At 45.0% G+C, this 23,719-nt stretch carries 22 protein-coding genes; 10 read left to right on the top strand and 12 right to left on the bottom strand.

The window, feature by feature from the left end:
• The first annotated feature begins 78 nt into the window (after positions 1 to 78).
• Positions 79 to 990 carry a UbiA prenyltransferase family protein gene (locus AC6H1S_RS16430; protein ID WP_199137054.1) on the top strand — a complete coding sequence of 304 codons (912 nt, stop codon included), beginning with the start codon at positions 79 to 81 and terminating at the stop codon, positions 988 to 990.
• Positions 983 to 1,615 (top strand): class I SAM-dependent methyltransferase, encoded by a 633-nt coding sequence (locus AC6H1S_RS16425; RefSeq protein ID WP_497564311.1) that lies wholly within the window; start codon positions 983 to 985, stop codon positions 1,613 to 1,615. Before AC6H1S_RS16430 ends, AC6H1S_RS16425 begins: the two co-directional genes overlap by 8 nt.
• Positions 1,616 to 1,640: 25 nt before the next feature.
• Here the strand turns inward: AC6H1S_RS16425 and AC6H1S_RS16420 are convergent, their stop codons facing one another.
• The 4 genes from AC6H1S_RS16420 to AC6H1S_RS16405 form a co-directional block, all read right to left on the bottom strand.
• Positions 1,641 to 2,888: a metallophosphoesterase gene (locus AC6H1S_RS16420; RefSeq protein WP_497564310.1), complete on the bottom strand. Its 1,248-nt coding sequence runs from the start codon at positions 2,886 to 2,888 to the stop codon at positions 1,641 to 1,643.
• A gap of 23 nt (positions 2,889 to 2,911) precedes the next feature.
• Positions 2,912 to 4,396, bottom strand: a complete 1,485-nt coding sequence (locus tag AC6H1S_RS16415; protein ID WP_497564309.1) for a sigma 54-interacting transcriptional regulator — start codon at positions 4,394 to 4,396, stop codon at positions 2,912 to 2,914.
• Between the two features lie 72 nt (positions 4,397 to 4,468).
• Positions 4,469 to 5,560, bottom strand: coding sequence for a vWA domain-containing protein (locus AC6H1S_RS16410; RefSeq protein WP_497564308.1), 1,092 nt, complete (start codon positions 5,558 to 5,560; stop codon positions 4,469 to 4,471).
• A 91-nt stretch (positions 5,561 to 5,651) separates the two neighbouring features.
• Positions 5,652 to 6,032: a ribosomal maturation YjgA family protein gene (locus tag AC6H1S_RS16405; RefSeq protein ID WP_497564307.1), complete on the bottom strand. Its 381-nt coding sequence runs from the start codon at positions 6,030 to 6,032 to the stop codon at positions 5,652 to 5,654.
• A gap of 132 nt (positions 6,033 to 6,164) precedes the next feature.
• On the opposite strand from AC6H1S_RS16405, the gene AC6H1S_RS16400 reads away from it, so the two are divergent.
• Entirely contained in the window at positions 6,165 to 6,596 is a 432-nt protein-coding gene (locus tag AC6H1S_RS16400; RefSeq protein ID WP_497564306.1) for a YybH family protein, read from the top strand.
• 96 nt (positions 6,597 to 6,692) lie between these two features.
• Here AC6H1S_RS16400 and AC6H1S_RS16395 read toward each other — a convergent pair whose 3' ends face one another.
• The 6 genes from AC6H1S_RS16395 to hemW form a co-directional block, all read right to left on the bottom strand.
• Entirely contained in the window at positions 6,693 to 7,307 is a 615-nt protein-coding gene (locus AC6H1S_RS16395) for a sugar O-acetyltransferase (protein ID WP_199137069.1), read from the bottom strand.
• Positions 7,308 to 7,627: 320 nt separating this feature from the next.
• Positions 7,628 to 8,506 carry a cupin-like domain-containing protein gene (locus AC6H1S_RS16390; protein ID WP_199137071.1) on the bottom strand — a complete coding sequence of 293 codons (879 nt, stop codon included), beginning with the start codon at positions 8,504 to 8,506 and terminating at the stop codon, positions 7,628 to 7,630.
• A gap of 195 nt (positions 8,507 to 8,701) precedes the next feature.
• Positions 8,702 to 9,253 carry a fasciclin domain-containing protein gene (locus tag AC6H1S_RS16385; RefSeq protein WP_199137072.1) on the bottom strand — a complete coding sequence of 184 codons (552 nt, stop codon included), beginning with the start codon at positions 9,251 to 9,253 and terminating at the stop codon, positions 8,702 to 8,704.
• A 111-nt stretch (positions 9,254 to 9,364) separates the two neighbouring features.
• Positions 9,365 to 10,150 carry an SDR family oxidoreductase gene (locus AC6H1S_RS16380; RefSeq protein ID WP_497564305.1) on the bottom strand — a complete coding sequence of 262 codons (786 nt, stop codon included), beginning with the start codon at positions 10,148 to 10,150 and terminating at the stop codon, positions 9,365 to 9,367.
• A complete protein-coding gene (locus AC6H1S_RS16375) occupies positions 10,140 to 10,937 on the bottom strand; it encodes a sterol desaturase family protein (protein WP_497564304.1) in 798 nt (265 codons plus the stop codon). The genes AC6H1S_RS16380 and AC6H1S_RS16375 overlap by 11 nt, the downstream gene beginning before the upstream one ends.
• A gap of 51 nt (positions 10,938 to 10,988) precedes the next feature.
• Positions 10,989 to 12,152, bottom strand: a complete 1,164-nt coding sequence (gene hemW / locus AC6H1S_RS16370) for a radical SAM family heme chaperone HemW (protein ID WP_497564303.1) — start codon at positions 12,150 to 12,152, stop codon at positions 10,989 to 10,991.
• Between hemW and AC6H1S_RS16365 the strand changes: the two genes are divergently transcribed.
• The 6 genes from AC6H1S_RS16365 (at position 12,151) to porN (ending at position 18,944) form a co-directional block, all read left to right on the top strand.
• Positions 12,151 to 13,194, top strand: coding sequence for a DUF4271 domain-containing protein (locus AC6H1S_RS16365; RefSeq protein WP_497564302.1), 1,044 nt, complete (start codon positions 12,151 to 12,153; stop codon positions 13,192 to 13,194). The genes hemW and AC6H1S_RS16365 overlap by 2 nt on opposite strands.
• 16 nt (positions 13,195 to 13,210) lie before the next feature.
• On the top strand, positions 13,211 to 13,981 hold the full coding sequence (locus AC6H1S_RS16360) for a uroporphyrinogen-III synthase (protein WP_199137076.1): 771 nt from the start codon (positions 13,211 to 13,213) through the stop codon (positions 13,979 to 13,981).
• 276 nt (positions 13,982 to 14,257) lie between these two features.
• Positions 14,258 to 15,589 (top strand): T9SS ring complex lipoprotein PorK/GldK, encoded by a 1,332-nt coding sequence (gene porK, locus AC6H1S_RS16355; RefSeq protein ID WP_497564301.1) that lies wholly within the window; start codon positions 14,258 to 14,260, stop codon positions 15,587 to 15,589.
• 39 nt (positions 15,590 to 15,628) lie between these two features.
• Positions 15,629 to 16,435, top strand: coding sequence for a type IX secretion system motor protein PorL/GldL (gene porL, locus AC6H1S_RS16350; RefSeq protein WP_497564300.1), 807 nt, complete (start codon positions 15,629 to 15,631; stop codon positions 16,433 to 16,435).
• 40 nt (positions 16,436 to 16,475) lie between these two features.
• Positions 16,476 to 18,008, top strand: a complete 1,533-nt coding sequence (gene porM, locus AC6H1S_RS16345) for a type IX secretion system motor protein PorM/GldM (protein ID WP_497564299.1) — start codon at positions 16,476 to 16,478, stop codon at positions 18,006 to 18,008.
• 6 nt (positions 18,009 to 18,014) lie between these two features.
• Positions 18,015 to 18,944, top strand: a complete 930-nt coding sequence (porN, locus tag AC6H1S_RS16340) for a type IX secretion system ring subunit PorN/GldN (RefSeq protein ID WP_199137089.1) — start codon at positions 18,015 to 18,017, stop codon at positions 18,942 to 18,944.
• A gap of 116 nt (positions 18,945 to 19,060) precedes the next feature.
• Here porN and uvrC read toward each other — a convergent pair whose 3' ends face one another.
• On the bottom strand, positions 19,061 to 20,863 hold the full coding sequence (uvrC, locus tag AC6H1S_RS16335) for an excinuclease ABC subunit UvrC (RefSeq protein ID WP_497564298.1): 1,803 nt from the start codon (positions 20,861 to 20,863) through the stop codon (positions 19,061 to 19,063).
• 251 nt (positions 20,864 to 21,114) lie between these two features.
• On the opposite strand from uvrC, the gene AC6H1S_RS16330 reads away from it, so the two are divergent.
• Positions 21,115 to 21,387, top strand: coding sequence for a hypothetical protein (locus AC6H1S_RS16330; RefSeq protein ID WP_199137093.1), 273 nt, complete (start codon positions 21,115 to 21,117; stop codon positions 21,385 to 21,387).
• Between the two features lie 53 nt (positions 21,388 to 21,440).
• Here the strand turns inward: AC6H1S_RS16330 and AC6H1S_RS16325 are convergent, their stop codons facing one another.
• Positions 21,441 to 23,666 (bottom strand): transglycosylase domain-containing protein, encoded by a 2,226-nt coding sequence (locus tag AC6H1S_RS16325; RefSeq protein WP_199137101.1) that lies wholly within the window; start codon positions 23,664 to 23,666, stop codon positions 21,441 to 21,443.
• Between the last annotated feature and the right edge of the window lie 53 nt (positions 23,667 to 23,719).

Below are 23,719 nucleotides of genomic sequence, written 5' to 3'. Positions count from 1 at the left end.
GGCAAAATATCAACCCCGTTGCTTCAGCCTCAAAAATCATAGCTACAAGCTGCTTGATAATTGTTTATTTTTGAATGAATGGTAGGCAAGCTCATCAGGTCGATTTTTTTTGGCAACTATTTCGTTGGTATGCTGGCCGTTGCCCTTACCATAGAAGCTTGTTTGCAATTGGGGCTGCCTTTCCCTTCGGCCACTTATTTTGTACTGCTTTTCATATCGCCTACGGTTTATTACACCTATGCATACAGAGGCGCCATGAAGCTGCAAAAACCAGCCAATTTGCGGGCAAAATGGTATGCCGAGAACCGGACCTTCGTGAAGTATAGCCAATGGATCTTGTTTGCCGTTTCGATGTTGCTGGCTACTTATTTGTTAGTGAAGAATATAGCCGGCGTTTTAAGCCTGCCCAGGGATTATTGGGCCAGTATAGTGGTAATTCTGTGTGCCGGCGCATTTTATTACGGTTTGTTGCCCCGCTCTTTTTTAAGCCTCAACCTACGCAACAAGGGCTGGCTCAAAGCTTTTGTAATTGGATTTGTATGGGCCTGTTGCGCGAATGTGCTGTTGCTGATCATCTTAAAAATAGAGCTCGATATCAACGATAAGGATTGGCCTTTATGGATTTGGCTTTTTGTTAAAAATTGGATGTTCTGCACCGTAAACGCCATCATGTTCGACATTAAGGATTATCCCACCGATGCCAATAAGGATTTGCGGACTTTTGTGGTCCGTTATGGCTTGCGCGCTACCATTTTCTATATTTTAATCCCCTTGCTGGTTATTGGGCTGGCTTCGCTGTTGATTTTTGCACATTACCGGCATTTTCATGCGTTGCAACTGCTGTTTAATACCTTGCCCTTTATGGCTACCATTGTTGTTGCCTATTCCATGCGCAAGCGCCATAAAATCCTCTACTATTTAATGGTGATAGATGGGCTGATTTTATTTAAATCGATTTGTGGGATTTTAGGTGTGCTTACTTATGGCTAAGCGAGAACCCTCATACGATAAAATAGCCAAGCAATACGATTTTTTAAGCCGACTGGTGTTTTTTAAATCGCAGGTAAAGGCGCAAACCGAACAGTTGGGCTATATCAAACACTGCAAAAAGCTGCTTATTGTTGGTGGGGGCACAGGGTGGATTTTGAAAGACCTGAATGCCATAACCCAGCCCATTGCCATCGTTTTTGTAGAAGCGTCCATTGAGATGATTGCATTGGCTAAAAAAGTCGATACACATCACGCCGTCGAATTTGTTCATCAGGATATTGAAACCTACCAAACCGACCAGTTTTTTGATGCCGTACTCACGCCCTTCTTGTTCGATAATTTTGATTGGGCAAAGGCCGAAAAAGTATTCGCCCATATTGATGCTTTATTGGCCACAAAAGGGATTTGGATTGATGTTGATTTCTACCTGAACAGACAATCGGCGCTATGGAAAAGAACAATACTCAAGACCATGCATTTGTTTTTCAGGCTCATCAATGTTGTTCGCGTAAACGATCTGATAGACACTTCTCCGTTTTTTAAACCTCAATACATCCCAATAACCGAAAAGCATTATTATGGCCATTTGATTAAGGCGGTGGTTTATCAAAAACAGCTACTTTAAAGCGATGGGCTATTTTTAAGCTGATTTATGCCCTTTGCAAGGTGAAGATCGTGATTTCGGGCAAAATCCCTACGCGGCCAGGATAGCCCAAAAAACCATAGCCCACGTTTACATAAAGCTGTTGTTGCTTTTCGCGGTAAAGTCCGGCCCACTCCTTGTAAATGTACTGCACCGGGCTCCATTGAAACTCTTTAAGCCTTACGCCAAACTGCATGCCATGTGTGTGGCCACTAAACATGGCATCGATTTGCGGGTATTTTTCCAATACCTCGCCACGCCAGTGCGAAGGATCGTGCGAAAGCAGCAGCTTAACCGGCAAATCGTCGGTGTTTTGTGTAGCCAGTTCCATTTTGCCGTATTTCGGAAAACGGCCCATGCCCCAATTCTCGATGCCCAAAATGCCGATTTCTTCGCCACCAACTTTGAGCCGGCGATGTTCATTCATCAGTAAGTCGTAACCCATAATCTTATGGGTAGCAACCATATCCTGCAGGTTTTTGACCTTGGCTGGCGAAGTTCCCCTGCCAAAATAATAATCGCCGTAATCGTGGTTGCCCAAGGTAGAATAAACACCTAATGGGGCTTTGACCTTGGCAAAAATATCCTGATAATCTTTGACCTCGCTGGTGAGGTTGTTCACCAAATCGCCGGTGAAGAACACAAAATCGGGTTTTTCGGCCATCAGCATTTCTACGCCACCTCTTACCGCTGTTTTATTGTAAAAGCTGCCCGAATGGATATCTGAAATCTGCGCCATGGTAATGCCGTCAAACGCTTTGGGCAGGTTGGGCAATACCAAACGCACCCTTCTGATTTGGTAATCGTAGGCGCCCGAAATAATGCCCCAGCTCAACGAACTAAGCGGAACGGCGGCCGCCACCAATCCGGCTTTAACCAAAAATGCCGAACGGCTAATGGGTTCGCCGGCTATGGGCTCGGTTGCTTTAGCAGGTTCTCGTTTGCGCTTAAAAAGCTTGATGGCCAACCGCCTCAAATCGTCGATGAGCAAGAAAGGCAGCATAAATACTTTGGCGGTTGAAAGCAGGAAGAAGGCCACCAGTATAATGGCTCTGATGGTCAGGAACAAGTTGAGGTAAATGGCACAAAATACCCCAACAATCAGTACCAGGCTAAGGGCCCACCAAATGTAGGCGAAAATGCGCCTGGTTTTGGCCGACCATTTTTTAAAAACGTTTAGGATGGCATAATAACAATAGAAATCAAGTGCCAAAACAACCAAACACAGGATAGAAAGAAAGAGGCTACGACCCATATATAAAGCTTGAAGCGCTAAAATTACCTAAAATCTTCTTCATCTTCATCGCTGAGGTCGGCATTGAACAAACTATCGAACATATCGGCAAAGCCAAAACCACTATTCAGGTAGTTTTTGTTCAGCTGAGAAAATGCAGCCAGGCCATGCAACACAAATTCCATGAGCAGCAAGGTTTGGGTTTCGCTCAGTTTGGGATGGAACTGTTGCACCAGTTCGTGCAGTCCATCTACCTCCATCAAGGTTTTTTGATATTGTGCAAACGTAAGGTCGTCGGCTATGTCAATGGTGTTGCCTTCGGTAAACCATTCGGTAATTTTGGTATACGGATTGGCTGTTCTGCTCTTTTTGGCTCTTTCGGGATCAGGGAAATAACGTGCAAACAAGTGCTTAATGGCTTTGCCGATCAGGGTATGGGCTACCTTGGCAGGGCCTTCGAGCTCGCCCTCGTAAACCAGTTCTATTTTTCCGGTTATTGCCGGAATGATACCACTTAAATCAGACAGTCGGACAAAAGTGCTTGTTTCGCGGTTGATGAGCATCCTGCGTTCGGCATTGCTGATCAGGTTCTCGTAGGCCGATATGGTTAAACGAGCCGATACGCCCGATTTTTGGTCAATATATTCGCTTTTGCGCGCTTCGAAAGCAATTTGCTCTACCAAGTCTTTCACCAATCCATCAGCTTCGATCAGGTTGCGTTGCTCGTCGGTAAGCCTGGCTTCCTGGAAGGTAATCTTTCTCGAAATCTCGATACTTTTTGGATAATGGGTCAGAATTTGGCTTTCGATTCGGTCTTTTAACGGGGTAACAATACTGCCACGGTTGGTATAATCCTCCGGATTGGCTGTAAACACAAACTGTACATCTAAAGGTAAACGGAGTTTAAAACCCCTGATCTGGATGTCTTTTTCCTGTAGCATGTTAAACAGCGCCACTTGGATCCTGGCCTGGAGGTCGGGCAGTTCGTTGATGACGAAAATGCTTCGGTGCGCCCTCGGAATTAGGCCAAAGTGGATTACCCTTTCGTCGTTGTAGGTTAATTTAAGTGTGGCGGCTTTGATGGGGTCAACATCGCCAATCAGATCGGCAACGGTTACATCGGGTGTAGCTAGCTTTTCGGTATAGCGCTCGCTGCGGTGCTGCCATAAAATAGGGGTATCGTCGCCTTTTAGGGCAATTTCGTTTTTGGCATGCCAGGAAATAGGATTCAATGGGTCGTCGAAAATCTCGCTTCCGGCTACATAGGGAATATACTCGTCGAGCAGGTTCACCATCAAACGCGCAATACGGGTTTTGGCCTGGCCGCGCAAACCCAGCAGCAAAATGTTGTGCCTAGAAAGAATGGCGGTCTGCAGTTCTGGAATTACGGTTTCGTCATAGCCCAAAATGCCTTCAAATCCAGCTTCTTTAAGCTGTAATTGTTTAATGAGGTTTTTCCTGAGCTCGTCTTTAACGCTGAGCGATTTATAGTTGGAGGCTTTGAGTTCGCCTAGGGTTTTTGCTTGCATGTTTAAGTGGGGTGCCCGAAGCCGCAAGTTGGAAGTCTGGTCTATCTCCGGACTTCCAGCTCAAACTTCCGACTATTTTACGGTTTTTCTTCTGTTCTTTATGTAGTCTTCAAAAATGTATTCGCCAAGGCCCGTTAACGAGCTGTAAAAAGCCCGGCCACCGTTAATTTGCGTAAACTGCCTTACAAACTGTTGGAGGTAAGGGTCTTGGGCAATCATGAAGGTGGTAATCGGGATGTTGAGCCGTTTGCATTGCGCGGCCATGTTCAGTGTTTTGCCGATTACTTTCCGGTCAAGGCCCATGCTGTTCTTGTAATAGCGGCCATTTTCCTTGAGGCAGGTTGGTTTGCCATCGGTAATCATAAATATCTGCTTGTTGTGCGTTTTACGTCTGCGCAACAGGTCTGTAGCCAATTCGAGGCCAGCCAGGGTATTGGTGTGGTAGGGGCCAACTTGCAGGTAAGGCAGGTCTTTGATGGTGATAGGCCAGGCATCGTTGCCAAAAACCACAATATCGAGCGTATCTTTTGGGTATTTGGTTTTGATGAGCTCGGCCAGGGCCATGGCGGTTTTTTTGGCTGGCGTAATGCGGTCTTCGCCATACAAAATCATCGAGTGCGAAATATCGATCATGAGTACGGTAGAGGTGAGGGTTTTGTAGTCTTTTTCCTCTACTTCCAAGTCGCGCTCGGTTAAGGTAAAGTTGCCAATGCCGTGGTTAACCTGTGCATTTTGGATAGAAGCGGTCATGTCTATCTGGTCGAGGCTGTCGCCGAAGGCATATTCTCGCCTGTCGGCATTTTTCTCTTCGCCAACCCCCGAAATGTTGCTGTTATGATTTCCTTTGCCCGCTTTTTTCAGTTTGCCAAAAATTTCTTCTAAGGCCGATTTACGGATGGTCTGCTCGGTTTTGGCAGTAATCCTTACTTCGCCGTTTTCTTCCTTCAGGTAGCCCTTTTCCTTCAAGTCATCAATAAAATCGCCCATGGCGTAATCGTTATTGGTAAACTTGTATTTCTTGTCGAGCTCGTTCATCCAAGCCAATGCTTCGCCCGCATCGCCAGCCGTATAATTGAGCAATTCGGTAAAAAGCTTTAGCATTTCATCGAAACCGCCTTTGGGCAGGTCGTTAGGCCTGAATTTGGAAAACTGAAAACCTCTCATTCGAATTATATTAACGAAATATCGAAGTTAAAGGTTTGACCCAAGATTATTTTAAGCCTGATGTCATTTTTAGGGTCGCGTGGCAACCTACTTACGTACTTCTTTTAAATGTAGGTTCTTTTTCGAAAAGCAGCACGAGCACAATGCCAATGGTGTAGGCCATCAGGTCGGTCCACGCAAAAGAATTGCCCATCACTACGTTGGCCAGATGCGAATTTTGTAGGCCCAGCCATTTTACGTATTGAAAATACTGCAGTATCTCGATCAGGTAGGCGAAAATCAATACGGCTATGGCCGTTGGAAGTACAGGAACGTGGAGAAAGCTTTTGACCGCATAGTACAGCAAAATAACGACGAGTACATCGCCAATGTAGGGCCTGATGATGGCATCGTGGATGTAAAGTGCAATGAATACTTCGATCAAAAAGATTAAAATGGCCAGTAGAAAGTACTTGAGGTTAAAGCGGAACATCAGAGTTGAGATTGATAATTTAGCAGTCCGGCGATGTTTGTCACGTTAGACTTCAAAATGATGCACAAATGTTGAACCAGTTTTTGGCCAAGCGAAAATAATCTTATCTTCAAAACAAATTAGACCTAAAAAATGATGAAGAAAATAGCTATGTTTTGCTTAGGGTGTATGTTGGCCACGGGCGTGTTTGCCCAAAGCAAAGCCGATAGGCAAGCCATTTTGGATGTGCTCGAAAAACAGCGCGGTGCCTGGAACAAAGGCGATGTGGAAGCCTACATGCAGGGCTATTGGAAAAACGACAGCCTGCTTTTTGTAGGCAAAAGCGGACCAACTTATGGCTGGCAACAAACGTTGGACAATTATAAAAGGGGCTATCCCGATAAATCGGCCATGGGCTTTTTGACTTTCGGTATCAAAAAAGTAGATTTTTTGGCGAAGGATAGGGCTTTTGTACTGGGAAGCTGGAACCTAAAGCGCGAAAAGGACGAACCCAAAGGTTATTTTACGCTGTTGCTACGTAAAATAAACGGCCAGTGGAAAGTGGTAGTTGATCATAGCAGCTAATTGAAAACATAGCGGAAGTTGAGCTACAAAAATTGCAAGATTCTGCACGGAACAGTTTGTAGTTTGCAATAGGCCATTGTGCTAAATTTTTAAAATTTACTCGTCAAGTTTAAACTGTTTGTAATAATAGTCCTTGTCGGCGTCGGTGATTTGGCGGATAACTTTGCAGGGATTGCCGGCGGCCAATACATTGTCAGGAATATCCTTGGTAACCACGCTGCCCGAACCAATTACGGTATTGCTGCCAATTTTTACCCCGGCATTGATCACTACATTGCCTCCAATCCAAACGCTGTCGCCTATGCTAATTGGCTGAGCCCATTCAAACTCCTGGTTGCGCAAATGTGGATGGATGGGATGGCCAGCGGTATACATGGCAACGTTGGGTGCAATAAAAACATTATTGCCGATGCTTACCTTGGCGCAATCGAGGATAACGAGATTGAAATTGGCATAAAAGTTATCGCCTATTTCGATGTTGTAGCCATAGTCGCACCTGAATGGCGGTTCTACATAAAACATCTTTTCTGTTTTGCCAAAAAGTCTTCGTAAAAGCTCCTTGCGTTGCTTGATGAATTTTGGGGCTAGGTTATTGAATTCGAAAACGATTTCGCGGGCCTTTAATCTTTCTTTGGCCAGGGTAGCATCCCCGGCTTGGTAGGCTTTGCCTGCTAGCATTTTTTCTTTTTCGCTTAATGGAGTTTGTTGCATGTATTGTTTGGTTTAACTACCTGAGGCTTTCTAAGGTTTTTAATGAACTGTTTTTGCCGCCTGAGGCACCTAAGGTAGGCTAAGTGCTTTGGTGATTTTGCTAGGGTTGTCTAAGGTTTCTAAGGCGGTATAAATTAACCGTTTTTGTCGTGTGAGGCACCTGAGAAAGGCTAAGTAAGAAAGTTAGGTTTTGCTGCCATTATTGCCAAGGCTAAAAATAGTTTCATAAAAAACGGGACTTCATTGCTGAGAGTCCCGTTTGATATTTTTGAGAAGCCACAGGTTAGCGCTTTTTAAGCTCTTTCTGTTGGCATAATTCATTAAGGCCTGTTTTTGGCCAAAGCTCTTTCGGCTACTTTAACGGCTCTTTTTTCTCTCCAGTTGGCGTACTTTTCTTTAAATGCCATCTTGATCAGGCTGTCTACTGCGCCATGTCTGAACAAGCTCCAAACGCTGGCTACTTTTCTGCTGATCGATTGATCCCATGCCCTTAAGCTTAAGGAGAACGAACCGTCAACATATTTCATCCAATGCCACATGCCGGTAGGCATAAACAAGGTATCGCCGTGCTCTAAAAATACCTCGTAGCCTTCAACGCCATTCAGCGCAGGGAATTTTTCGAAATCAGGGTTGTCTACCTTGTAGTCTTCTAGGGCATAGGTTGCATTAGGCAGGCAATACAAGCGGTCTTTCCATTTGTAATCAAATAAAATAATGTGCTTGCGACCTCCAAAGTGCGTATGGAAAATATGAGGCAAATCGATATCGTAATGCAGGAAGGTTACCGAGTTAGAGCCACCAAAAAACATGGCTGGCATGCTTTCGATAAATCCGCCCATCAGCTCTTTTGGAATTTTTACATCGTTGATCAGGCTGGGCACTTTTTTAAAGAGGTTGAAAAAGAAAATCCTCAACTCTGTAGGCTCGCGCTTGATCAGGTCTAGGTAGTCGCCAAATTTCATGTGCGCCGTTGCGGCATTGATCGGTTTTGCCGGGTCTGCCTTCGAGTTGTCGTAAAGAGGCACCTCTAGGTCTCCAGCAATTTCCTTTAAATATTCTGTTGTCCACTTTTCGCGGGCAGGCCAGTCTTTGGTTAATCCTTTGATGACCAATGGGCGTTTGGCATCAAGGTAGTTTTTCTTGAAGTCTTCTCTGCTGATGGTTTCAACGGTATCAACCGGTTTTAAGATAAAGCTCATAATGTGGCAAAATTAGTGCAGAAGAGGGCGTTGCCACTCTTCCAAACACAAAAATGTGAATTAAAATCGAAAAGTATATGCTTTGTACATAAAATGTTAACACTATGATAATATAATGATTTTTGCTCAAGCCTGTGCCACAAAAAAAGCGCTACGAATTTTCGTAGCGCTTTGGTTTTTGCATTAAGATTTTACCTATTTAGGCATTAAAACGGTATCGATTACATGGATTACCCCGTTTTTCTGAAATACATCCTTGATCGTAACTTTGGCCATGCCGCCTTTTTCGTCTTTAAGCATCAGATTTTTGCCTTCCATCCATGCCCATAGTTTGCCACCCTCTACGGTAGTAAGTTCGGCTTTGCCTCCGCCTGCTTTAATGGCTGCAGCAATTTCTTTGCTACCCATTTTTCCGGCAACTACGTGGTAGGTTAGGATTTTGGTTAAAGTGGCTTTGTTTTCTGGTTTTACTAAGTTGCCTACAGTGCCTTTAGGCAATTTGTCAAAGGCCTCGTTGGTTGGTGCAAATACGGTAAACGGACCAGCACTTTTTAGGGTTTCTACCAAGCCGGCTGCTTTAACGGCTGCCACCAAGGTAGTATGGTCTTTAGAGTTCACTGCGTTATCTACAATGTCTTTGGTTGGATACATGGCCGCACCGCCAACCATCGGATTTTTTTGGGCCTGAGCCTGAGTAGAGAATGCCATAGCTACTACGACAACTGCAAATAGGAATATTCTTTTCATGTTTTTATGTTGATTTTGAAAAGAGATACGCAACACGGGAATGCCTGGATTTTTACGAGTTGAAAATAATTTTCAAATAACTGTAAATCAGCTGATTGAATTTTAAATCTGTCAAGTGACTTTGGCTTTGCGAATGATTTTGGAGAAGAGCCTTGGCAAAAAACGTTTAAGCAGCACCCCTTTCGTTTCCTTGCCACCTATATAAACTTCTTCCTTTTTTTGCGTGATGGCCTTAATGATGGCTTGGGCACAAACCTCGGGCGCCATGCCGTTTTCTTGCGCACTGTCCATGGTGCCTTGGGCCGAGCCGTTGGCTGTAAGCGCGTTGATGGTTACTCGGGTTCTGATAAATCCGGGACAGGCCAAAAGCACCTGAATATTCGGGTTGTCTATTTCAATGCGCAAGGAATCGAAATAGCCGTGCAAGGCGTGCTTTGAAGCCGAATAGGCCGATCGGAAACGGGTGCCGAACTTGCCCACCAAGCTGCTCACGCATACAAGGCTGCCGCTGCCATGGGTCAACATTTGTGGCAATACGGCCTTGCTTAAAATTACGGTTCCCCAAAAATTAATATTCATGAGGCGCTGTTCGGTGGCGAGGTCTGTTTCGAGCGCCAATGCCCGCTGACTAATGCCTCCGCTGTTGATGAGGATGTCTATTTTTCCGAAAACGCGCAGGGCGTCGGTGGCTTTTTGAGGTAACGAGGCACTATCTTCGAGGTCGAGGGGCAAAACATGTACATCTATCGGGCTCTTGCAGTTCGATTTTACCCGATACAGTTCATCCCGGTTTCTCGATGAAATGATGAGCTTGGCGCCCAAAGCGTTAAAGGCGTAAACCAGCGCTTCGCCAATGCCTGATGAGGCGCCCGTAATCCAGACTATTTTATTTTTCATTTAACGCTTGTACTGTTTTTGCCGCCTTATCGGCTTTAGAGGCTGTGACTTTTTCATATTTCTCGTCGTATTCTGGCCTTAATGTACCCATCCACCTATCCCAAAATAAGAAATATAAACCATAGTTGCCCTTAAAATATTGGTGGTGCATGTTGTGCGCCACAGAGGTGCTCACCCACCTGCCGATCCAGGTTTTATGGAAGCGTTTCGGAAAAAGCTCATAGCCCAGGTGTCCGTATACGTTGTACACGAACATGATGAAAAAGAAAACTGCCAGGTGCAGTTCGTGAACCGGCATGATGAAAATGATGAGCACGAAGATCCCGGTTTCAACAACCGCTTCCAAAGGGTGGAAAGAGTAGGCCGTCCATGGCGTCGGGCTGGTTGATTTATGGTGCACCAAATGGAAGAGCTTAAACAGTTTGGGATGGTGCATCATCCGGTGCGTCCAGTAAAAATAAGTATCATGGATGATGAACATCAGCGGAAAGGCCAAGAAGAAATAGACCCAACCATAATCGCTGATGTTTTGATAGAGACGCGTGTAAGGCCTAACGGCATCGTTGGTGAGGAAAATAACCGGCAATGCGCCAAAAATCAAAATGGTAATGACCGAATAGAAAATATCGCGCCGATGGTCGGCCATTTTCGGCATCTTGGTTTGGATGCGCCTGCCGCTGAACCGCTCCTTAAATAGAATGTAGAAGATCAGGAAAGCAAGTCCGGCAATAAAAAAATAACGAGTACCTACCTGAAAAGAAAATTTGAAAAGATTTTCCCAAGTCATAATTGTAAAAAATAATAGAGATGATTGCAAAAATACGCAAAATGCATCAAACTATTCGTCTTCGTCGCCAGCAAACAGCGAGGCGGCAATGCCGTCGGCAAATAATTTGCCTTGGGTGGTCAGTTTTGCTTTTTCGCCGTCGAGCAGCACCTGTCCGTTTGTTATAAAGGGCTGCAGCTGCCGATGGGTTTCGCGGGCTAGGGATGCGCCAAACTCCTGTGCTATTTTTTGCAGGTCTGTGCCCCACATGGTGCGTAGCGAGGTCATGATATATTCGTTAAAGCGATCGGTCAGCGTAAGCTCTTCGCGGGTTTCGGCCAGTTGCCCTGCACCAAGTTGCGCCAGGTATTTGGCATTGTTGGCTATGTTGAGCTGGCGCGTATGGCCGTCAAATCCATGCGCCGAGGGGCCGATGCCCAAATAAGGTATGCCCCGCCAGTAATTGGTATTGTGCACCGCATATTGGCCAGGCAGGGCATAGTTGGAAATCTCATAATGCTCAAAACCAGCCTTTTGCAGCTCTTCAGTCAGCCTTAAAAACTGCTGCGCGCTTTGCTCGTCGCTCAAGCCTTTTTGCTGGCCTTTTTGGATAGCGTTGGCCAAGGCGGTGCGTTCTTCTACTGTAAGCGAATAGGCCGAAATATGAGGTGTTTGCAGTTCGATGGCCTTGTTGATGTTGGCCTGCCATTTGGAATCGCTGAGCAGGGGATAGCCATAAATGAGGTCGATGCTGAGGTTTTCAAAACCAGCATCCTGGCTTCTTTTGATGCAACTTTCGGCTTCCTCGGCGTGGTGGGCACGGTTCATCCAAAGCAAATCCTCCTCAAAAAACGATTGGATGCCGATGCTGAAACGGTTGATGGGCAATTGCCTCAATTCCTTGAGCTTTGGTGCATTCAGGTCGTCAGGGTTGGCCTCTAGGGTAATTTCGGCATGGCTGGCTATGGCAAAATTGCGGGTCAGTTTTTCGAAGATCTGTTGCAGCGAAGCGATGGGTAAAACCGAAGGCGTGCCCCCGCCAAAGTAAATGCTGTGCACTTGTTCGGTCATCCGGTCTTTCTTCAGGTCGAGTTCCGTACAAATGGCATTGGTCATTTCGTCTACCTGTTTCAAGGATGTGGTAAAATGAAAATCGCAATAGGTGCATGCCTTTTTGCAAAAAGGGATATGGATATAAATGCCGGCCATGGTGCAAAGATAGCTTAAATTAAACATGGTACTTCAATTAGGAAAACAAAGGAATAAAGCCGTAATTTGCAGCGAGAAAGACCTTGTTAGCTTGGAGTTTAGCATGTACGGAAAGATTTTAGGAATAATTGGCCTGGTGTGCCTTTGCGCTTTGCGGCCTGTTAAGGCCCAGCAGGTTCCTGTGCCTGCCGATAGCCTGCAGCAAATATTCCAAACCGACATTCTCGATACGGCTGGGGTACAGGCCCTGGCGCCCGATACCATTACGCCCAAAAGGCTCATGCCACTCGATTCGCTGACCAAAGCATTGCTGGCCGACAGTCTGAGTAAGGGTTTTGGCTACCCGACCCTCGATTTCGAAGTGTTGAAAAGAGATTTTTTATTGAAATCGGCAAGCAGCGATCCGCGCCAGCAGGGAGAATTGCTTCAAAAAGGAGAAGTATGGATTTTGGGGGTCATTGCATTGTTGGTGGCGCTTTTTGCCGGGTTAAAATACAGCTTCTCCAAGCAGCTGGCTACCATTGTACAGTCGTTTTTTAGCAACCGGGTGTTGGGCAACCTCAACAAGGAAGACAATCTTTTTACGTCTTGGCCGTTCTTGCTGCTTTTTGTACAGTTTGGTTTTACCATTGGCATGTTCTTTTATTTGGCGGCCCAATACCAGCAGCTCAACTATGTGGCCAATGGCTTCCAGTTCTTCGTAACCATTTCTGTTGTGGTTATTGTACTGTACGTGCTCAAAATTTTATTGCTGCGCTTGTTGGGCTATGTATTCAATATCCAGAAACCGGTTAACGAGTACGTATCGATATTATATTTAAGTTATTTTAATGCTTCTTTATTGTTTATCCCGCTGGTGATTGCTTTTGCACTTTCGCCCTTAAAATATGGCGCTTACTATATTGCGATAGCCATAATTTTGCTGGTGGTTGTGTTTGTATTTCAGTTTATAAGAGCAGGCATAAACATTTTATCTCACTATAGGTTTTCTAAAATGTATTTATTTTTGTACTTTTGCACCCTCGAAATTTGCCCTATACTAATATTAATCAAGGCAATAGGATTTTAAGAGGTAAAAAGTTAAAATGCAGGAAAAGAAAGACGAAAGATTACGCAAGGTAAAAAGTATTCTGATCACTTTGCCGAAGCCCGAAACAGAAAAATCACCCTATTTTGATCTGGCCAAGAAATACAACCTGAAAATCGATTTCAGGTCGTTCATCCATGTAGAAGGCGTTCCGGCAAGGGATTTTAGGAAAGACAAAATCAACCTGGCCGATTTTACAGCTGTGGTATTTACCAGTCGCAATGCGGTTGACCATTTCTTCAGGATTTGCGAAGAGATGAGGTACGAAGTGCCAGCAGATCTCAAGTATTTCTGTATTTCAGAATCAACGGCATTATATCTTCAAAAGTATATCCAGTATAGGAAACGCAAGATTTTCTTTGGCAAGCAAACCGCTGCCGATTTGGCCGAGGTGCTGAAAAAACATGCCGGAGAGCAATTCCTTTACCCTTGTTCAGACGTAGCTACCGAAGACACCATGAACTTTTTGCAAAAGAACGGCTACAACTTTACGCCTGCGGTTCTGTTTAAGACCGTGGTTAGCGACTTGTCTGACCTGGCTGATGTTTTTTATGATGTAATCGCCTTTTTTAGTCCATCTAGCATCCAATCGCTCTACATTAATTTCCCAGATTTTAAGCAGAACAATACCCGTATTGCGGCCTTTGGCTCGAACACCAACAAGGCGGCTACCGAAGCGGGACAGATTGTAGATATTGCAGCGCCTTCTCCAGAAGCGCCGTCAATGATTATGGCTATCGAAAACTACATCAAAAAATCTAACAAGTAATAAAACGGTTTTTTTGTCGTTAAGTACTCTGAATTAAGATTTTTTGCGGTTTAAAGCACCTGTTTGCAGAATCTAGTAAACAATTTGCTTTCAATAACTTAATGTTAAAAATTTTACTTGGACGAAACTGTTTTGAGTTGCTGGCTGATGTCAAGCAATGGTTTGATGCGGATTTAATTTTAAATTATTCCTGATTTATTTGCGTTAAATATTGTTTATATCAAGGATATTCGATAAAATTGCTATTAAAATTATTACAATCGCTTAACTGATTTTATGAGGAAAATATACCTTTTTAGTTTTTTCATCATTTGTGCCTTTCTGGCCAGTTGCTCAGGTGGCAACAAGGGAGAGCTGGTAGGTGCATACAATAAAAAGTTCAGCAATAGAACTATTCCGCTCGGAATGGTATTTATTCCGCCCGGAAGGACTTTAATAGGTATGACTGATGAGGACATGAGTTTTTATCAGGGAACCCCAAGCCGAATGACCTCATTTACGGCTTTTTATATGGACCAAACCGAGATCACCAATGCCGAATACAGACAGTTTGTAAACTGGGTGCGCGATTCGGTGGCGATTGCTTCTATGGGCGATTCGGGTGCGCCAAACCTTTACAGGCCGGCTCCAGCCAATGCGGCGGGCGGTACGGTAGTAGGGCCAAGAAACATCGACTGGAACAGGGTAGGTAACGGAAGCGTGCTTTGGGGCAGAAATAGCCAGTATAAATCTAAATTGCAGAACATGTACTATGCCGGCAACGACGCTTTGCCAGGCAAAAACGAAATAGATGTCAGGAAATTGAAGTATGCCTACAGCTACCTGGATCACGATCTGGAAGCTGCCGGAAGAAACGACCCTACCAAGAGCAGAAGAGACTTTATCCAAACCTATACCGATAACCCAACGCCAGGCAAAGCCAACGAGCATCCTTCGGTAAGCGTTTATCCTGATACCTTGGTTTGGAAGTTGGATTTTTCTTATTCGCAGAACGACCCTATGGTTGAGGCCTATTTCAGCCATCCTTCTTATGACCGCTATCCGGTAGTAGGTGTAACCTGGGAACAGGCCAATGCCTTCTGTAATTGGAGAACTGTGTTGTACTCTAACGTGGCTTCGGCCCGAAAACTGCCAGCCAACGTCAGGTTGAGGTACAGGCTGCCAACAGACCAGGAGTTTGAATATGCGGCAAGAGGCGGCAGAACACAAACCAAATATCCTTGGGGCGGACCATACATCAAAAATACCAAAGGTTGCTTGCAAGCCAACTTTAAAGTGGGTAGGGGTAACTATACCGACGATGGCGGCTTATACACCGTTGACGCCAGGGCTTACTTGCCAAACGATTATGGCTTGTACAACATGGCTGGTAACGTAGCAGAGTGGACCATCACAGCCTACAACAGGTCGGCTACCAGTTTATTGTTAGATTTTAATCCTAATTATACCAATACCGCTAAAGGCGCCAAAGTGGTAAGGGGCGGTTCATGGAAAGACATGGGCTTCTTCTTGCAGAATTCGGTAGGTACCTATGAGTACCAAGACAAGGCGAGGTCTTATATCGGCTTCCGCTGCGTATCTGATTTCCCTGGAAACGCATTAAACTAATTTATCTCTAAAAACTAAAACGAAACTTATTTAAAGATTATGGCAGCTAAGAAACAACCAGGTTGGTTACACATTGCAATTTCCTGGGGCGCGAGTATAGTAATCCTTGGTGCATTGGCTAAAATCCTTCACATTGGAGGGGTATGGGCAAATTATTTAATTGGAGCTGGCTTAGGAGTTGAGGCCCTATTGTTTTTCTTAACCGGATTTTTTCCGCCAGAACCAGAATTGCCTTGGGAGCGTGTATACCCAGAATTGGCGCCTAACTATAACGGCGAATTGCCAAAGGCAACCATTAGGCCAGCCGCAAGTTCAGGCGTTTCTTCAAGCGCTGCTTTAGACAAAATGTTGGAAGATGCCAAGGTTGGCCCTGAATTGATTGAAAGCCTGGGCAACGGCCTACGCACTTTTGGCGACAAGGTATCAACCATTTCAAATATGGCCGATACCGTAGTGGCCACCAACGAATTTACAGGTAAAGTAAAAACGGCTTCAGCCAGTTTCGATAACCTTAGCAACGCTTTTGACAGGGCTACCGAGCAATTGGTAGAAATGGGCAACAGCAATGCCGATACCAAAGCCTACCACGAGCAGGTAAACAATCTGGCTAAAAACCTTTCGGCCCTCAATGCCGTTTACGAATTGGAATTGCAGGGCTCGAGCGCGCACCTGAAATCGATGAACAAGTTTTACGAAAACCTTTCGCTGACGATGGGCAACTTTAACGATTCGATGGAAGATTCGAAACAGTTCAAGGATGAGGTAGGAAAATTGGCTAAAAACTTGGCTTCACTGAATGCGATTTACGGTAACATGCTTACCGCAATGAACCAACCACGTGTTTAATCATTCATTCATTTTAATCGATCACTAAATCTAATTAAACATGGCTGGAGGAAAAGAAACGACAAGGCAGAAGATGATCAATATCATGTATTTGGTATTGTTGGCTATGCTGGCCTTAAACGTTTCAGACACAATCTTAAATGCTTTTAAGAATATCAATGATAGTTTGGACGCCTCTAAAACCAATGTAAGCACCAGCTTAGATCAGCTTTTTACGGCATTTGAAAATACTGAACTTAAAAATAAGCCAGAGCGTGCAAAACCGCTTTGGGAGGATGCCAACAAGGCAAAAGCCCTGGCAGACGACCTGAACAAGGACCTGCAAAGGCTCAAGGACGAATTTAAAACCAAAGGAGAGGGTATTAACCCCGAAACCGGCGACTTAACCCTGCGTGATAACTTGGACATTGCCCAAGGGATCATGATCAACAAAAAAGAAGGCGAAAAGCTGAAAGCCAAGATCAACGATACCAGGGCCAAACTGATTGCCTTATTGCCTCAAGGCTCTACCATTGCCGCTACTTTAGAAGCAAAAGATGCGGCTAAGCCCGTTAACGGCAAAACCAAGTGGGAAGACATCAACTTTGGCGAGGGTACTCCTTTAACTGCAGCCAATACCATTTTAACCAAAATTCAGGCCGATTTAAAAAACGCTGAAATTGAAGTGGTGAAGAAGATCTTTGGCAAAATGAGTGAAACCCAAATGACTTTCGACAACTTTAAGGCAGTAGCCGTGCCATCAAGCAGCTACGTAATCCAAGGACAGCCTTACAAAGCCGACGTATTCTTAACCGCCAGCGATTCGAAGTCTAATCCAGTGATTACTGTAAATGGAAGTCCGTTAACTGTAAAAGATGGTGTGGGTGTTTATACTGGAGGTACCGGAAGTGTGGGTGTATTCAAGTGGAGAGGTACCATCAGGGTTAAACAAACCAATGGAGACTTTAAAGATTATCCTACTCCAGAAATGACTTACCAAGTGGCCAAGCCATCGGCTACGGTTTCTTCTACCAACCTGAATGTAATTTATGCTGGTATTCCGAATCCATTTTCAATTTCGGCACCTGGTTTCCCGCTAGAAAGCGTAAAAGCCAGTATTTCGGAAGGTTCGCTTTCTGGTGGCGCTGGTAAATTTATGATCAATGTACCAGGAAGCTTGGTAGGCAAAGATGTAACCATCAGCGTATCAGCAGCCAACGAAGGCAAGACCATCAGCTTGGGCAATAGTGTATTCAGGGTAAAACCAGTGCCTAATCCGGTAGCCAAATTTGCAGGCAAAATGGGTGGTATCATCTCTGGCAACAAAATGGCCAGCGAGAACGAAGTAACCGCATCTATCGAGAATTTCGAGTTTGATGTGAAAGTTAGGGTAACCAAGTTCAACATCACCATCGTTAAACCAAGACAAGAAGCACAGATTATTTATTGCCAAGGCGATAACCTGAATGCGCAAGCCAAGGCCGCATTGGCCAACCTGCCATTCAAATCGGTGGTTTATATAGACAATGTTCAGGTGCAATTGCCTGATGGACGTACGCCTACAGTAAATTCGATGGTATTTACCGTAAACTAAAAAATTATGAGAAAAGTATTTTTTCTATCGCTGCTTTTGTTGACAACGGCTTTTGCCTTTGCCCAAACTACAGCTACGCCGCCGCCAACTACTACTACAGATAAGCCTGCAACCCCGAAGAAAAAGTTGCCTAAAAAAGATGGCTATGTGTACAGGGAAGAAAGCGTTGCCGATACGGTAGTGCCCTACTCGGTGGTAAACAAAGAAGATGTAGCCTATACCAAAAGGGTATGGCGCGAAATCGACTTGCGCGATCATGGCAATCAGATTTTGGCTTCCCCTAAAATCAACCTGATCGGCGTCATTTACGAGGCGCTTAAAAATGGCGAATTGGATATGTATGCCAATGACGACGAAGATTTTCAAAAAGACCCCATCAACAACAAAAAAGCAAATAACGCCGCCGGAACTTATTCTGCAGCCGACACAGCCTTTTTAGGGGTTAATCCGGGAACGAACGAAGTTAACAGGGCCAACAATGAATTTTTTGCAGCCAGCTACCCAATCGTAAGATTGAAGGAAGATTGGATCTTGGATATCAAACGCGGTATTTTCGAACCACGCATTATCGGCTTGGCCTTGGTGCGTATCGATGTGAAAACACAGGTAGATAATAACGGTAATCCGGTTGTAGACCCAACCACCAATACCGCCAGGGCAGATACCTTGAAAAGTGCGACCGGCTGGTTTTATTTCGACGACCTGCGTGAGATTTTGGTGAAAAAGAAAATCGCCAATAACTTTAACGATAATTCGGGAATTAACTTTGATGATGTTTTTACCCGCCGTCTGTTTTTTAGCAATATTGTCAAACAGTCTAACGCAGCCGACAACCGTATTGAAGATTACATCAGCAATTCGAAGGATCGCCTGTTGGAATCAGAAAGAATCAAGAAAGCCATGGCCGACTTTGAACAGGGCCTCTGGGAATATTAAAGCGAAAAGCCTCGATGAAAATCGGGGCTTTTGTTTTTGCGGACTGGGGCGAAGGCTTAAAAATCTCGCAAAAGTGATACCAGGCCGATGCTCCATCAACCATCGGCTACCATTAACTATTGACCAGAAAAATAGGCCTTCAGTGCCTCCACTTGTTTTAAGTTAAGCACTTCTTCCAGTTCTTTTGGCGTAGCCTGTTTGATCTTTTTTACAGATTTAAACTTGACCAGTAATTTGTCAGCTGTGGTTTTGCCGATACCCGGAATAAGTTCCAGTTCAGTTTTAAGCGTGCCTTGGTCGCGTTTTTTGCGGTGAAAGGTAATGCCGAAACGGTGCGCCTCGTCGCGTAGCTGCTGAATGATTTTGAGCGTTTCCGATTTTTTGTCGAGATACAGTGGCAGGCTGTCGCCGGGATAGTACAATTCTTCCAAACGTTTGGCAATGCCGATGACGGTTACTTTCTTTTCGATGTCCAGCTTTTTTAAACTGGTTAAGGCTGCCGATAGCTGTCCTTTGCCACCGTCGATGATAATGAGCTGAGGCAAGGTCTGTCCTTCTTCCAGCATGCGCTTATACCGCCTGTAAACGGCCTCCTCCATGGTGGCAAAATCATTGGGCCCTTCTACGGTTTTAACGTTAAAATGGCGGTAGTCTTTTTTGCTGGGTTTGGCATCCTTAAAAACCACAATGGCCGAAACCGGGTATTTGCCCTGAAAATTGGAGTTGTCAAAACATTCGATATGCTGGGGCAATTGGGTCAGCCTCAAATCGTGCTGCATTTGGCTCAAGATCCGGTCGGTACGCAGATCGGGGTTCAGCTTCTCGTATTGGTTCAGCTTTTCGCGTTTAAAGAAAAGCACGTTCTTTTCGGAAAGCTCGAGCAGCTTTTTCTTCTCGCCCAATTTGGGTACGGTAAACTTGAGGTTTTGATCGACCAGCTGAATGGCAAACGGAACAATAATTTCTTTGGAGGTGCTTTTAAACTTGGTGCGAAATTCGGTAATGGCAATGGTGAGCAACTCTTCGTCGGTCTCGTCCAGGCGCTTTTTGATTTCGATGGTTTGGGTTTGGATAATGCTGCCGTTCATTACCTTCAGGTAGTTTACAAAAGCATAGCGCTCGTCTGAAGCAATGCTCACTACATCGATATTGGTAATGGCGCTGCTTACCACGGTAGATTTGCTCTGGTATTTTTCCAGTACCCCGAGTTTTTTCTGATAGGCGTGCGCAAGTTCAAAATTCAGTTCTTCTGATGCGGTTTTGATTACCTGTTTCACGTCGCGAATCACGTTGCCGATTTTGCCGTTCAGAATGTCTTTGATTTCTTCGATGTTATGGTCGTAATCGGCTTCGGTTTGGTAATTCTGGCAAGGTCCTTTGCAGTTGCCGATCTGGTATTCGAGACAAACCTTAAACTTGCCCTCATTAATGTTTTGGGGGGTAAGCGGCAGGTTGCAGGTGCGAAGGGTATAGGTTTCTTTGATGAGGTCTAAAATGGTATGCATCATGCCTACCGAAGCATAGGGGCCAAAATAGGTAGACCCATCCTTGATGTATTTGCGGGTCCAGTAAATACGCGGAAATGCCTCTTTTTTGATAATGATCCAAGGATAGGTCTTATCGTCTTTGAGCATGATGTTGTAGCGAGGCTGATGCTTTTTGATCAGGCTGTTTTCCAATAGCCAGGCATCGATTTCGGTATCTACAATGGTAAAGGTAATTTTCCTGATCTTCGAAACCAAGACCCTTGTTTTGCCATTGATCTGGCTTTTGTCGAGGTTAAAATAAGAGCCTACCCGGTTGCGCAGGTCTTTGGCCTTGCCGATGTAAATCAGCGTTCCCTCTGCGTCAAAATACTGATAAACGCCAGGCTTATGCGGAATATCGGCCAATGCCTTTTTATGATCGAAAACACTCATGCTGCTTAAATTAAAGCAAAGATATTGTTTTTACCCATTGGGTTTTTTGAAAAAACTCGTGTGTGGCCTAGCATTATCGACATCTTATTTGCTCTTGGAACGAAAATTGCGTGCCCTGCCGCAAAAGCTATGAATTAAATTCGGCGACCATAAGAATGTCAATTTATATTTTAACTTTATTAGCCTGTTGAGGCAGGTAGAAGATAAGGGACCTATAACACGAGGAACTGAAAGAATAAAACAGTCTGACCATGAAAAAAGAAGTTTCAAAAAGAAAGGTATTTGCAGGTGCTGCAATGCTAAACAGGGCCCAAATGAGCGAAATTAGGGGAGGCGAAAGTGCTGATGTACCCGTAACAACAAGGTGCGCCAATACCGGTGCGGTATGCTGGTTCGATGGAGCGAGCGGCGATAGCGTAGTAGGGAGGTGCGAGGAGATGGCCAGCGGGCAATGCCGCTGCGTAGTACGCGATAAGGGTGGCGCAGCCACCGAAAGCGTGCCTTTTCAGGAATGTTTAGGTTAACATAAAAAAGCTCTTCTTAATTGGTTTAAGAAGAGCTTTTTTATAATGCTTAGTTAGAAGCCTAGTTTTTTGTCGAGTTCTGTAGTGCCCTGTTCTTGTTGTTGCTGGTATTGGTTGCAGTCGAACACAATAGACACCCCATTTTTAGGTGGCTCAAAGTCGGCTTTGCTAATTTTGATGTTCGGGTTGGCATATACCTTTTTGATAAAGCCAGCATAAATCGGCAAGGCCGAATTGGCTCCCTCGCCGTCTCTGGTGCTGGTAAAATGGAAGGCACGGTCTTCGCAACCCGTCCATACGCCAGTAACCAAATCAGGTGTGATTGACATGAACCAGCCATCGGAGTTATTTTGCGTAGTTCCTGTCTTGCCACCGGTTGGCACGTTTACGCCATATCGGCCAATCAACCTGTATCCTGTTCCTCCGGTAACTACGCCTCTCAGCATCCGTGTCATTACATAGGCCACCTCTTCGTTCATGGCTACTTTAATGATGGGTTTACTGTCGTAAAGCACCACGCCGTTTTTGTCTTCTATCTTTAAAATATAAGTTGGCTGTGTCCACACCCCTTTATTGGCAAAAACCCCGTAAGCGCCTACCATATCATAAATAGAGGCATCGAATGAGCCCAAGCAGATAGATGGTACCACGGGCACATCAGAAGTAATGCCCATTTTTTTGATTTCCGTAGCTACTGCCGTTGGTCCCACCTGCTTCATCAAATAGGCGGTTACATAGTTTTGAGAATAGGCCAACGCCTTTTGCAGGGTTATAGAGCCCGGCAAGGTTCCAGACGAACGGGGTGTCCAATCGGGACTGCCTGGCGTAGAAATCGTAACTGGTTCGTTGGGTACGGTAAGGCAAGGCGAATAGCCATTTTCGATAGCCACGGCATAAGTAAAGGGCTTGGCGGTAGAGCCTACTTGGCGGGTACCCATTTTAACCTGGTCGTATTTGAAATGCTCAAAATTGATGCCGCCTACCCAAGCTTTGATATAGCCCGTTTTCGGATCCATCGACATCATGGCATTGCGCAGCAGCAGTTTATAGTATTTTACCGAATCGATGGGTTTCATCAGCGTATCAAGGTTGCCTTTCCAGGTAAAAATGGTAAGCTTGCTGGGCGTATTGAAATCCTGCATAATCTCTTCGTCTGATTTGCCCTCTAGTTTTAAGGCCTTGTAGCGATCAGAGCGTTTCACGCCCTGGTCTATCTGCATTTCCATTCCTTTAAAAGGATTTCGGCCTTTCCAGCTGGCTATAAATTGGGCCTGCAGCTGTTTCATGTATTCTTTTTGCGCCTGCTCGGCGTATACCTGCATGTCGTAGTTGATGGTTGTGGTAATCTTTAAGCCATCCCTATCCAAATCGTAAGGCACGCCGTTCTTGGTAATCGAACGCTCGTCTAGCAACTTTTTAACCTCGGCTTTAAGCACAGCCCTGAAATAGGGAGCCACGCCATCATTGGTGGTAGCCGCCGTAAACTGTAGGTTAAGGGCTTTGTCTTTTTCCTGATCAAACTGCTCTTGGGTAAGAAAATCGGCTTTTACCATCAAAGCCATTACCGTATTTCTCCTGGCCAATGCTCTTTCGGGGTTTTTGGTAGGCGAGTACCGGGTAATGCCTCTTTGTATACCCACCAGCACAGCCGCCTGCGGTACGGTAAGCTTATCAGGGGTAGTGTTGAAGTACACCCTTGCGGCTGATTTGATGCCATAGGCCTGGTTGCCAAAATCGACGGTATTCAGGTACATGGTAATGATTTCTTCCTTGGTATAATTGCGCTCGAGCTTAACGGCAATTACCCATTCCTGAAATTTCTGGATAATCCTTTTCAGGTAGTTCTTTTGTCGGCCTTCTTCCGAAAATAAATTGAGGGCCAATTGTTGCGTAATGGTACTTCCACCTTGTTTTTTGCCAATCATGGCATATAAGAAAATGGTAAATGTTCTTTTGAAATCGATGCCCGAATGCGAACGGAAACGGACGTCTTCGGTAGCAATCAACGCATTGATTACATTGGGCGAAATCTGGTTGTAGTTAACGTTAGAGCGATTTTTTACAAAATAGGTGCCCAAAACCTTGCCGTCTTCAGATAGGATTTCGGTGGCTTCGTTGCTTTTGGGGTGCTCAATGGCCCTGAAAGATGGAATATCGCCAAAAACGCCAAAGCTAATGGCTACGATGAAGAGCGCAAAGAGCACCAGTCCGCCAATCAGCACTTTCCAAATCCTTCTGTTGTATTTCCTGATCTCTTCTTGGGTAAGGGGCTTATTCATTCGTTTATGTTGTGTTGTTCTTGTAAGGTGTGGGGTAAAGGGTTTAGGATATG

This window comes from Pedobacter sp. TM02 (genome assembly GCF_059705275.1).
Note: the sequence above shows the minus strand (reverse complement) of the source record. Positions and strands in the feature narration are given on the sequence as shown.